At 38.2% G+C, this 12,433-nt stretch carries 10 protein-coding genes and 1 tRNA gene; 6 read left to right on the forward strand and 5 right to left on the reverse strand.

Features of this window, described 5'->3' with window-relative positions; translation table 11 throughout:
* Positions 1-378: 378 nt before the first annotated feature.
* Positions 379-1,422 (reverse strand): GMP reductase, encoded by a 1,044-nt coding sequence (locus QQK09_RS02995; protein WP_284202633.1) that lies wholly within the window; start codon positions 1,420-1,422, stop codon positions 379-381.
* A 564-nt stretch (positions 1,423-1,986) separates the two neighbouring features.
* Here QQK09_RS02995 and bfr (QQK09_RS03000) point away from each other — a divergent pair.
* Together bfr (QQK09_RS03000) and bfr (QQK09_RS03005) are read left to right on the forward strand one after the other, a co-directional pair.
* Entirely contained in the window at positions 1,987-2,475 is a 489-nt protein-coding gene (bfr, locus tag QQK09_RS03000; RefSeq protein ID WP_284202634.1) for a bacterioferritin, read from the forward strand.
* A gap of 14 nt (positions 2,476-2,489) precedes the next feature.
* Positions 2,490-2,954 (forward strand): bacterioferritin, encoded by a 465-nt coding sequence (gene bfr, locus QQK09_RS03005; protein ID WP_284202635.1) that lies wholly within the window; start codon positions 2,490-2,492, stop codon positions 2,952-2,954.
* Between the two features lie 84 nt (positions 2,955-3,038).
* Here the strand turns inward: bfr (QQK09_RS03005) and QQK09_RS03010 are convergent, their stop codons facing one another.
* Entirely contained in the window at positions 3,039-3,230 is a 192-nt protein-coding gene (locus QQK09_RS03010) for a (2Fe-2S)-binding protein (protein ID WP_284202636.1), read from the reverse strand.
* Positions 3,231-3,535: 305 nt separating this feature from the next.
* Here QQK09_RS03010 and QQK09_RS03015 point away from each other — a divergent pair, with 305 nt between their 5' ends.
* The 3 genes from QQK09_RS03015 (at position 3,536) to QQK09_RS03025 (ending at position 8,477) form a co-directional block, all read left to right on the forward strand.
* Positions 3,536-4,768, forward strand: a complete 1,233-nt coding sequence (locus tag QQK09_RS03015; RefSeq protein ID WP_284202637.1) for an ABC transporter substrate-binding protein — start codon at positions 3,536-3,538, stop codon at positions 4,766-4,768.
* A gap of 414 nt (positions 4,769-5,182) precedes the next feature.
* Positions 5,183-6,391 (forward strand): multidrug effflux MFS transporter, encoded by a 1,209-nt coding sequence (locus QQK09_RS03020; RefSeq protein WP_284202638.1) that lies wholly within the window; start codon positions 5,183-5,185, stop codon positions 6,389-6,391.
* Positions 6,392-6,869: 478 nt separating this feature from the next.
* The gene (locus QQK09_RS03025) at positions 6,870-8,477 is read left to right on the forward strand and encodes a BCCT family transporter (RefSeq protein WP_284202639.1); all 1,608 of its coding nucleotides are present in this window, start codon (positions 6,870-6,872) and stop codon (positions 8,475-8,477) included.
* A gap of 195 nt (positions 8,478-8,672) precedes the next feature.
* Here QQK09_RS03025 and QQK09_RS03030 read toward each other — a convergent pair whose 3' ends face one another.
* Both QQK09_RS03030 and QQK09_RS03035 read right to left on the reverse strand, forming a co-directional pair.
* Entirely contained in the window at positions 8,673-9,899 is a 1,227-nt protein-coding gene (locus tag QQK09_RS03030; protein WP_284202640.1) for an MFS transporter, read from the reverse strand.
* A gap of 544 nt (positions 9,900-10,443) precedes the next feature.
* Positions 10,444-10,528 (reverse strand) — tRNA-Leu (locus QQK09_RS03035).
* Between the two features lie 222 nt (positions 10,529-10,750).
* On the opposite strand from QQK09_RS03035, the gene QQK09_RS03040 reads away from it, so the two are divergent.
* Positions 10,751-11,305: an RDD family protein gene (locus QQK09_RS03040; protein ID WP_284202641.1), complete on the forward strand. Its 555-nt coding sequence runs from the start codon at positions 10,751-10,753 to the stop codon at positions 11,303-11,305.
* A gap of 60 nt (positions 11,306-11,365) precedes the next feature.
* Here QQK09_RS03040 and lptG read toward each other — a convergent pair whose 3' ends face one another.
* Positions 11,366-12,433 carry an LPS export ABC transporter permease LptG gene (gene lptG, locus QQK09_RS03045; protein ID WP_284202642.1) on the reverse strand — a complete coding sequence of 356 codons (1,068 nt, stop codon included), beginning with the start codon at positions 12,431-12,433 and terminating at the stop codon, positions 11,366-11,368.

The raw sequence follows: 12,433 nt of genomic DNA on the forward strand, positions 1-12,433 counted from the left end.
ATTGAGAAGTCGCTACAAAAGCACCGATAGAATTAAAAAGACATCATCTAAATCAATGTTTTATATTGGAACCTTATTGTTTAATTTTGCCATTATAACGATTCAGAGATAGCTTCATAGATAATCTAAGCAAGGGTATTTAAAACGTAATGAAGCAAAATAAATAATGATAATTTATTCGGTTTTCGAAAAGATGAATGCATTTTGATGGCAACAATATCAACATAAAGAGTCAATCAAAATTAAAAAATGCAGTACATAAAGGGATGTTTATCGTAAATGTATAAACCTGGGGATAGTTAGATGACGATTGAAATGACTAACCTAAATAGCACTACAAGCAACAGTGAATACTGTCACTCGTAGTGCTTTATTCGTTTACTCTTTGCCGTAAACGTTATTTTCTTGCTCTAAAACGCGAATAAAAGTAGTACGTTTTGTTAGCTCTTTTAGTTTAGCAGCGCCAACATAAGTACAAGTTGAACGTACGCCACCCATGATATCTTGAATCGTATTACCGACTTCACCGCGGAAAGGTAATAAAACCGTTTTACCTTCAGCTGCACGGTAGTTAGCAACACCACCAGAGTGTTTATCCATCGCGCTTTTAGATGACATTCCATAGAACTTCATGAATTTTTTGCCATCTTTCTCTATAACGTCGCCACCACTTTCTGTGTGACCAGCTAGCATACCGCCTAGCATCACGAAATCAGCACCGCCACCAAAGGCTTTAGCTACATCACCAGCACAGCTACAACCACCGTCACCGATAATGCTTCCGCCTAAACCATGCGCTGCATCTGCACACTCAATGATTGCTGATAATTGTGGGTAGCCAACACCGGTTTTAACACGTGTTGTACAAACAGAACCTGGGCCGATACCTACTTTTACGATATCCGCACCGGCTAAAATTAGCTCTTCCACCATATCGCCAGTAACAACGTTACCTGCAGTGATGACTTTATCTGGGAACGCCGCACGTACTTTAGCCACGTATTCAACAAGCTGCTCTGAGTATCCATTTGCAATATCAACACAGATGAACGTAATCTCTTCAGATAATGCCATGATATCGAATGTTTTTTGGAAGTCTTTATCTGATGTGCCGGTAGAAACCATCACATTTTGAATTACTTTGCTGTCAGCTGTTGCAACAAAATCAGCCCAGTCAGCGACTGTATAATGTTTGTGGATTGCAGTTAATGCACCATGCTCTGCAAGTGATGCAGCCATAGCAAAACTACCAACTGAATCCATATTAGCAGCAACGATAGGTACACCGCTCCACTTACGACCGCTATGCTTGAACGTGTATTCTCGAGCTAACTCAACCTGTGAGCGACTCTTCAGAGTAGAACGTTTTGGACGGAAAAGGACATCTTTAAAACCTAATTTTAAATCTTGTTCAATACGCATAACTGTTTCCTAAATTTATCTCAAAAAATATAAACAATATGGTTTTTATTCACAGGCAAAATGGCAGGCAAAAAAAAACCGGAGAACTTTTACAAGCGCCCCGGTTGAAAACAGTATAGGGAGAAAATGTTTTAACACAAGCAACTTCTTTGATAAAAAATAAGCACATAAAAAACACAAAAACAGCAAATAAAAAATGACAACCGTCATTAACAGTGGCTTAAATTATTTTAATATACTTGTCTCAATGAATAAAAAAATCAGCTTAGGGAGTAACGTTGCAACAAAATAAAGCTATTTTTTTCAGTAGGATAATATTGGTATTATTATTTAATTACTGAAGCTTAAATTTTCAAATAACCCGTAAAGAAATTTTTATAGGCAGCTATCCAATATCACTAAATATAAATAACACGCTTAAATAGCAGTAAAAAAGTCACTATTTCAGTGCAATCAATAACAGTAAAAGATCTACTTTTTACATTTAATCATTCACTGAATGATGTTTTTTCATACAACTAATCCTATCCTATCAAAGATTCAATTAATCTCAGGAGAGAGTTCATGAAAGGCAATCAGAAAGTTATCGACAGTTTTAACCATTTATTAGCGAATGAATTAGCCGCTATTGACCAATACTTTATTCATTCACGTATGTATGAAGATTGGGGTTTCAATGAACTATATGAACGTCTGGAACATGAAAGAGAAGAGGAAACAGAGCATGCTGATTTTTTAATTAAACGCATCTTGTTTTTAGAGGGTAAGCCAAATATGGTAAACCGCCGCGACCTTATTATTGGTAATGATATCAAGCAGATGATGGAAAATGATCTGATATTAGAGATGGAAGTAGTCGTTGCTTTACGTGACGCAATTGCAATCTGCGAACAACAACAGGACTACCAATCTAGAGAAATATTAGAAAAATTATTATTCGATACTGAAGAGGATCATGTTTATTGGTTAGAGCAACAACTTGGCTTGATTGGAAGAATTGGTATCGAGAATTACAGCCAATCAAAAATGGGTACAAGTAGCTCAGCAACCTAATAATGGAGTCGGACATGAAAAGTAACAAAGACCTTATAAAGCAACTAAATAGTGTTTTAGCTAATGAATTAATTGCGATCAATCAGTATTTTTTACATGCTCGAATGCATAAAAATTGGGGCTTTGAAGCACTCAATAAAGCGGATTATAAACGTTCTATTAAAGTAATGAAAAATGCCGATGAGTTAATAGAGCGGATCCTATTTTTAGAAGGCTTGCCTAATGTGCAATCACTAGGACGCCTTCGTATTGGGCAACATTGTGAAGAGATGCTACAGGCTAACTTAGACTTTGAAATGGAGTCCCATGCAACATTGGTCGCTACCATAACGTACTGTGAAAAATCGCAAGACTACGTTAGCCGAGATCTATTAGAAGATATTCTCGAAGCGCAAGAGGAGCAAATTGATTGGTTAGAAGCACAACAATATTTGCTAGAAAAAACAGGAATACAAAACTACTTACAACAACAGATGTAAATCATCAGCAATAATTTCATTAATGCCCTGTATAACCCAACCTGCCTTAACGAATCATCGTTATACAGCGCATTATTGTGATGGTTAAACTAACTCTACCGCTAAATCATAACGCTCTGAAGCGCTCTCTAAAGTACTTTTTACAAACTGCGTGCAACGTCCACACTGATTGGTGACATCCAGTTGACTGCGTAATTTTTGCATCGAGTTAAGTCCCTGAGCCACAGCAGTTTCGATATCTTCTTCTGTGATACCGTGACAGATACATGCAAACATAACTTTCCTATTAATATAAATGACTTACCAAAAGCGTGATAAGTTCGGATACCTAAGTGATCTTTACAATAAAACAAATGATAACCATTATCAAACAAATAAAGGTAAATTATTTGTGCTTATTATCAACGCCATTAACTATTGTGATACCACAGTCCAGCACTGAAAATAAATTATGGGTCAACCGCAACTCCCTCCACATAAAAACATTTTAAATAACAATACGTTGCAAAATCCCATCACAAGCAGATTGCTCTACTTGGTATATACTAAGTGCAGCACTGCTATTTCAATGGAAATTGACAATGATAATAAAAATTAAAATAATTTTACAAATCATACTGATAACCAACTTACTTCTCTCCTCCGTAAACGCTTCAGCACTAACCGTTTCTATATTAATTGCGCCTAAGCAGCGCTCAGTATTTTCTGAAACATTCAAACAGTTTACACAAAAAACAGGTATTGAAATAACAACAATAGCAAGAACAGATACTGATTATAAAAACGATTTACCAACCTGGTTATTAGACGGGATAGATACCCCTGACGTTCTTTACTGGCAAGCCTCCCAACGTCTTTTTGATTATGTAAAAAAAGACGCTATTCAGCCCATTACTCATCTATGGAATGAAGGTGATTTAGATGAAAATTTTTTACACTTAAAAGATTCCGTTACTTATGAAGGTGCTGTTTACGCTCTTCCTATCTCTTATTATTACTGGGGCATTTTTTACAAACGGTCATTGCTTGAAAAATATGGAGAAATACCAAAAACATGGCAAGAATTTATCGATATATGTGAGAGTATGAAAAGAGATGGTATTACCCCAATAGGTATTGGCCTAAAGAACAATTGGCCTGCAGCAGCTTGGTTTGACTATCTTAATTTACGTATAAATGGTTATCAGTTTCACCAAAAAACCCTTCAAGGTAAGGTCTCTTTCTACGATAAACGCCTACAAAATGTGATGATTGAGTGGAAAAAATTAATTGATAACTCCTTTTTTAACAAAAATAATAAGCGATTAAAATGGAACGAGTTATTACCTAGCCTATACCGAGATAAAATTGGATTTATGTTAATAGGTAGCTTTTCTAGTAAATATTTTCCAGTGAGAATGTCAGAGGAATTAGCGGTTATGGCTTTTCCTAAAATGGCGATGTTATCTGTATCTGAAGAAGCGCCATTAGAAGTTTTCATGATTGCTAAAAACACTAAGAATTTATCAGAGGCAGAAATTTTCATTAAGTTTATGGCTGATGCAAAAGTACAGGCAGACCACAACCAACGTATCGGCTATATTCCTGCAAATAATAAAGCTAAAATTGGTACAGATCACTTCACTCAAGCAGGTGTAAAAATATTAAATCAGGCAAATTCAATTACACAATATTTTGACAGAGACTCTTTGCCTGAATTTGAAAAAAAAGTGATCCCACTCCTCGCAGAGTTCATTAACACAGGCGATATTAAAAGCACGACCCAAGACTTAGAGCAAGCCAGAAAGGAGGCGTTTATAAACACATTGCAATAAATGCCGACAGCAAATAGAAAGACTTGATCTCTTCTCTTAATATAAATGACTTACCAACGAGTGCTAAGCTGGAGACCTAAGTGATTTTTACAACAAAAAAAGTAAATTATTTATGCTTATAGCAACGCAATTAATACTCTTTCTCATTAGGCAGTAAAAAATGTGATTAAGAGGACCGTGACTGTAAATATTTACTTATTTTACAAAGAAAATCATCAATATTAACCAATAAGGAGAGTGTTTAGTTAAGCTCTTTTTAGATAATAGAAAGTACTAACTTTAACCCTATTTTAACCAGTAAAATGATATTCTATTGGTCACCTTTCTCTTGGCCTATATAAAGTCAGTTAAACCTTTATATTCAGCCTCGCTGCAAAAACGTCTTATCGTCTAACATTAATCTGGAATCCTATTTTGACACAAGAACAACCTATACTAGGAAAAACGGGCACATTGATATTTTTAATCGTGATCAGCGCTTTCCCACCATTAACAATGGATCTCTACTTACCCGCGTTACCACAAATGGTCGACCTCCTAAATACTAACCAATCGATGGTCAACCTGACATTAAGTGCCTATTTTGTAACCTACGCGATAGGTTTACTTTTTTGGGGTCCTTTAAGTGAAAAGTTTGGACGTAAACCTATTTTAATGACGGGTATTACAATTTATGTGCTTGCAAGTGCATTTTGCGCCTTAGCCACCAATATTGAACACCTGATTTTTTATCGTGTTATCCAAGCCTTTGGTGGCAGTGCTGTAACCGTTGTGGCGACCGCTATCGTCAAAGATCTTTATACCGGGAGGGAGCGAGAAAAAATAATGGCAACGGTTATGTCCCTTGTGATCATCGCACCAATGGTTGCACCCGTTTTAGGTGCATTTTTACTCAACGTTTACTCTTGGCACATGATGTTTGTAGCGTTGGCTATTTTTGGTACTGCATCGGGATTATTTGCTTTATGTTATCGTGAAACCTTAGCGCAGCGTTATACCGGTTCTGTATTACGTTCATGGGGACGCTTAGGGGTGGTACTGAAAAATCCGCGCTTTACTTCTCTATTGTGTATATTTTCTATTGTACCGATGGCGTTAATGTCGTTTTTAGCCGCTGGCGCTTATATCTATATCGACGGGTTTGGTCTCACGGAGCAAGAGTTTAGTTATGCATTTGCATTTAATGCCTTTAGCGCTTCATTTGGACCAGTCATTTATATGAAACTATCTAAGATTATTTCGGTAAAAAAAATAATCTCTTTATCCTTTTTAGTACTGGTTATTTGCGGCTGTTTAACCCTGACCATTGGACACACCTCACCATGGGTATTTGCCATGATCGCAGCCCCAGCAACCATGGCGGTTATCATCCCCCGTATTCCTGGTACTAATTTAATGTTAGAACAGCAGGATACCGATACCGGTTCAGCGGTGGCTATCATACAATTTGTTGCCATGATCTTTGGCGCATTAGGCATGACCTTAGTTACCCTTCGCCCCGAAACCTTGATTGAAAATCTAGGTACAATACAACTCATTATCGGTTTAACCGGTGGTGGTTTATGGCTATTAGCCAAAAACCGTGAACACGTAACAGCTAAGTTATTAAAGATGGCGAGTTAAAACAGTAAATGGGGTTATCTAGGATGACCAATGATTGACCCCATTAATCATGCTATTGCTGACATCCAAAGAACTTAGGTACGAATGTTCATCTGTCACATCCGAGCTCAAGATAAAACTAAAATTCACGCATCTGATAAGCTAAATTGAAGAAAAGGTTACCTACCACTCTTTTTCAGTTCGTACTTTATGTTACTTTATATCGCTAAGCATTGAGCCTAATAACGACTAAGCATGAATAAAACGCAACTATTACATTAAGACACTTAAAAAATAAATATAAAAAATAAGACTCTATTATTACCTGTTCATTACACGCCACCGAAGAAAACCAACCCGCTCAGCAAACAATAAAATCACACAAAACAACCTGAAAAATCAACCTACCACAGCACCACTTCGATAAACAATTAATCACCAAAAAGCCTGTTATCATAGCCGCCTTATTTTTTTATAAAATCCACATCCAAGAGAAAGCATGAGAAAATCTAACGACAAATATAGTATTGAAAATACTGACTATGAAATAGGTCGGGACAACATAAAGAAATGGGGATTTGATGTTCATAATCAGGTTTTTGGGATTAGTGCAGGCTTGATTTTTTTGTTTGTTATCGCTTTATTAGCCGTTGATCCAGGAACAGCAAAAGATGCCCTTGATGGTGTAAAATGGAAAATAATTGAACATTTTGATCTGCTATTCATGTGGTCTGCAAACTTTTTCGTTCTATTCTGTCTCGTATTAATTATATCTCCCTTCAGAAATATTCGTATCGGTGGGGTAGATAGCGTACCTGATTACCCATTATTATCGTGGATGGCAATGCTATTTTCAGCAGGCATGGGTATTGGCCTGATGTTTTGGGGTATTGCTGAGCCTGCTGCTTATTACTCAGCGTGGTTTGAAACACCACTCGGCGTAGAACCTTATACTGATGAAGCGGTAAAAATGGCATTGGGTGCAACGATGTTCCACTGGGGTTTTCATGGTTGGGCAATCTATGCGGTTGTTGCGCTATCAATGGCATTCTTTGCATATAATAAAGGCTTACCACTTTCCATGCGCTCAGTGTTCTATCCTCTTTTAGGTGACAGAACATGGGGTTGGTTTGGCCACTGTATTGATATACTTGCAGTACTTGCCACGATGTTCGGTCTAGCAACATCATTAGGCTTAGGTGCCCAACAAGCAGCCAGTGGTCTCAGCCATGTATTTGGCATAGATAACGGCATTACCACACAATTATTATTCATTGTTTTTGTTACTGTATTGGCAATAATATCCGTTATTAGAGGCATCAATGGTGGTGTTAAACTGTTGAGTAATATCAACATGCTAGCGGCTTTTGCACTGTTAATGTTTGTTTTAATTACGACCTTTACTATCGTATTAAAATATATGCCAGTGACCATAATGGGTTACATAGAAAACTTCATCCCTTTAAGTATCCCCAACGGTCGAGAAGATGATGCCTGGATGCATGGATGGACCATCTTCTATTGGGCTTGGTGGATCTCGTGGTCACCATGTGTCGGCATGTTTATCGCACGCATCTCTAAGGGGCGAACAATCAAAGAGTTCTTATTAGGCGTTTTGTTTATCCCAACAATTATCACGATGTTTTGGATGACGGTATTCGGCGGTAACGCAATTGATCAAATGGTGAACAAAGTGGGTGAGCTAGGTCAAAACGGGCTATCTGACATTACATTATCTTTATTTCATGCTTTCGATGTGATGCCGATGAGCATGGTTACTTCGCTATTATCGATTCTCTTAATCATGGTGTTTTTTATCACCTCATCTGACTCTGCAACACTCGTTATCGACAGCATTACGTCAGGCGGAAAAGTTGATGCACCGGTTCCACAACGTATTTTCTGGGCTACAACACAAGGCGTTGTTGCAGCGGCATTATTATGGATTGGTGGCACGGAGGCAATTCAAGCACTGCAAGCAGGAACGGTTTCAACCGGGTTACCGTTTACGATTATTCTGCTACTGATGTGTGTCAGTTTGTTAATGGGATTAAAAACAGAGTTACAACTTCAAAAACAAGGTTATGCTCAATCAGCAACGGTTTAATGCGACTGAATAGTTTTTAGCATCTGGCATCGTGATGATACCTGAATGGATAATCATGCTCTCTATAGCGAATAGAGAGCATGCGAGAGCTTCTAATATAATACATTCCCCCCACATATTTAGATAAAAATAGGTGGAATATGGTAATTTTTCTATCGCCAGAAAAATCAAACTAGTTTCCGTATTAAGACTTTTTTATTTGCTTGTCTGCGCTGGACGGACTTGAACTTTTTTGTCTCGAGCCGCTAAATTAGCAAATAAAGTACATAATAGTGCGACGGCAGCAATAGTGAGTACCGGCACAGCCCAGCTTTCAGTCTCCGAGTGAAGATAACCAATAAGCGAAGGCCCTGTTGCCGCCAAGCCATAACCAATACATTGTGAAAGCCCGGACAGCGCAGCCGCTTGCCCTGAATTTGCCGTTCGCATACCAACAAATGAAATAGCGATAATAAACGTGGCACAATTACTTAATCCAAATAGGCTAACCCAAAGCAGTGCATATTGTGGAGAAAAAACCATTCCTACTAGCGAAACAAAAACAGAAAATGCACAGATTGAAATAAGTGATCTTTGATTGTTGGTTTTTGAAAGAATAGGAAGTAATAAAAGCCCAGGAATCATGGTTGAAAATTGTAGTAATCCATATATGTAGCCAGCATCTATCTCATTATACCCCTGATCACTCAATATTTTGGGTAACCACCCTGCCAAGGAGTAAAATGTGAAGGAGTTTAGTCCAATTCCTAGCGTCACTTGCCATGCAACCGGACATCTAAGCAATTGAGTAATAGTCGTTTGATTATGATCCGTTTGTATTTTTTGCTTATTAGTTTGTGTTTTTTTCTTATGACTCAACACTAATGGCAAACAAATCGCTATTGCTAAAACTGGAAATATTAAATTAAATAATAAAGCTATTTGCCATCCCCCCATATGAGCAAAGCTGATATTTGAAAGCGGCACCATTAAGCTTGCACTTAACGTCGAACCAATCCCCATAGTAAAAACATAAAGTGACGTTATAGTGGCGATTCTAGTTGGAAAGTTTACTTTGACCACAACAGGAAGCAAAACATTGCCAGTGGCGATGCCTGCACCTATCAAGATAGTGCCTAAATATAAGGGGATTTCAGTCCCATAAGAACGAAGTACAATGCCACTAGTTATCGCTACAAGAGCAGCTAATAAGCTTGGGTACAACCCTAACTTACGAGATAAACCTGCCGCTAAGGGAGAGAAGAAAGCAAATGTCAGTAGAGGCAGCGCTGTTAACATACCAGCGGCAGATGCTGAAAGAGTGAGGCTTTCCATAATTTGACCAAGAACAGGCGCTAAGCTGGTAAAAGGCCCTCGAAGGTTTAAGGCAATAAATAAAATCGCAGCAAAGGCGAAGATTTTTCCTTTATTAGAAGTTGGCATTAAAATATCCGAAATATGAGAAGGTTTATGGGCATATAAAAACAGAAAAGTCCTAAAAGGGCGAGGACATATATTTAGAGCATATTACCATAGCGTCAAAAGTTAGCTTAAAAATAAAACACTATTCATCAATTTTTGCCTTTGCCGTACCACTACATGCTCACCATCGTAAATTTCAATTTCAGAGAAAATTTCACCGTTATTTTTATGACTTAGCTTCGATGCTTTACCACCAGTATCAAACCATAAGCACATAGTTGAGTACCAAACGAGAAGAAAATTAGGGGGGTAGAGGCCGGTTGGGATTAAGGCAATTCGCGAAGTATCTACTTATAATTACATTTTTGTAGATATAACAAAGCCCCAATATTTATTCTTATAAGAGATCGAGGCTTCATCCTTTGTATGGTACCGCTGGACGGACTTGAACCATCACTTCTTTCGCATACTTTGAGGTATAGAGATTTTGAGGCTGTTAGTTACTTCCTTACAGATACAAAAAAACCGATATTCATTTACATAAATATCGGTTTTTTTGTTTGTTTGGTACCGCTGGACGGACTTGAACCGTCACTTCTTTCGAAATCGGATTTTGAATCCGACGTGTCTACCAATTCCACCACAACGGCATTTAGTTAACTAAATAAAATAGCTGACTAGTTAGTGAGATTGATTATACCCATCGATAATATACAAACAAGTATTTTTAACCCAGCCACCACTAACCGCTCAAAAAGAGAGCAATCAGGCTAACTTATCTCAATTATGTTAATCACATAATTAATATTTGCGCTCTTATAATTGCATAACAAAATGCTACACTGCTGACTTCTATTTTCAGAGGAACAATCATGGCTAAGCGTAATCAGAAAAAAGTATCGAAAAAAACTCTCCAAGAACAATATCAAACCTGCCCTCGCGCAAATCTATTTAAGCGCTTAGGTGCCTATATTTATGATCTCTTTGCACTGGCTGCGGTATTAATGTTCTCGGTGATTTTTGCAATACTGGTGGTTATTATCATTAACAATATGGGTTTAATTAACTTAGACGCTTACCAAGATATCGCTGATTACCTTTCACGAAGTGGTGTATTCGCGGCTTACCTAACCCTTGTTATCGTGGGTTTCTATGGTTACTTTTGGAGTAAAGGAGGTCAAACCATTGGTATGAAAGCATGGCGTTTACGTGTGCAAAATAGTGATGGAAGCAACATTGGCTTCACCCAAGCACTGATTCGTATGGCAACCTCTGCATTCGGACTAGGCAACTTGCTAGTACTAATGAAAAACCGTAATGCATTCCAAGATTTATGGGCTGAATGTGAAGTGGTTGTATTAACCAAAGAACTCAGCACTTGGAAAGGCTTTAAAGGGATGGGTTTTATGGACGAAGATAAAAAATAGCTGTAAGGCTTTAAGGCTGTTGCGCATTATGCGTTCCAGCCTTCTAGCTTTAAGCGTTTTTTAGCTTTGCCTTTTAAGTAGATACATCGCAATTGCTAATACCAATATACTCGGTAGCAACGCCCCTAATATTGGCGGCAGCCCAAAGACCAAACTCGCAGGACCAAATAACTCCCCCGACACATGGAAAGTGAAGCCACTAGCGATACCAAAAATAAGGCGAGTTCCCATCGTTACTGTTCGTAACCCACCAAAAATAAATGATACAGAAAGCATCATCATAACAACGATGGTAAAAGGCAGTACCGCTTTACGCCAAAAAGTTAACCAATAACGGTTGGCATCTTGATCATTGATCTCTAGATAAGTGATGTAGTTATAAACATCGCGCATCGACATTTTATCCGGATCGCTTAAAACAACCTCTAACTTTTTAGGGGTTAATTCAGTTTTCCAGGTATAGTCATCCATCACAGACACTTCCATTTTATTGGCTGAAAAATAAGAGCTGCTGACATTAGTCAAATCCCAGTTCCCCTGTTGATAAACCGCTTTTCTTGCTAAAACAGCACGCTCAAGTTGCATCGTCTTATCAAAGAAATACAGCTGCAGATCAAATAGCTCTGACTGACTATTCATGCGACCTATGCTAACAAATGCGTCGCCATCTTTTACCCAGACACCATATTTATTGCTCACTTTCACTTCGCCATTACGCGCTTGATCACGCATCGAATAGGCTTCTTTATCGGTTGCAGGAGCGACAAATTCACCTAATACCATCACAGCGAGCACCATCGGTATCGCCGTTTTCAATACTGCGCCAGCGATACGCATTTTAGATAGCCCAGCTGCTTGCATCACCACCAACTCACTACTGCTTGCCAGGCTTCCCAAGCCAATTAATGCACCAATTAATGCCGCCATAGGAAAAAACACAGCAATCTCAACGGGCATTTTAAGCAACACAAAGTAAGCGGCACTCCATACATCATAAGTACCTTGGCCGACATTTTTCATCTGCTCAACAAACTTGATAATGCTGCTTAATCCAATTAAAACAAACAGGCTCAAAAAGGTAGAAGCAAAAATTGTTTTACCCACATAGCGATCGATAATTCCCATCAT

Origin of the sequence: Psychromonas marina (genome assembly GCF_030161115.1) — a bacterium.
In the GTDB taxonomy this organism is placed as follows: domain Bacteria; phylum Pseudomonadota; class Gammaproteobacteria; order Enterobacterales; family Psychromonadaceae; genus Psychromonas; species Psychromonas marina.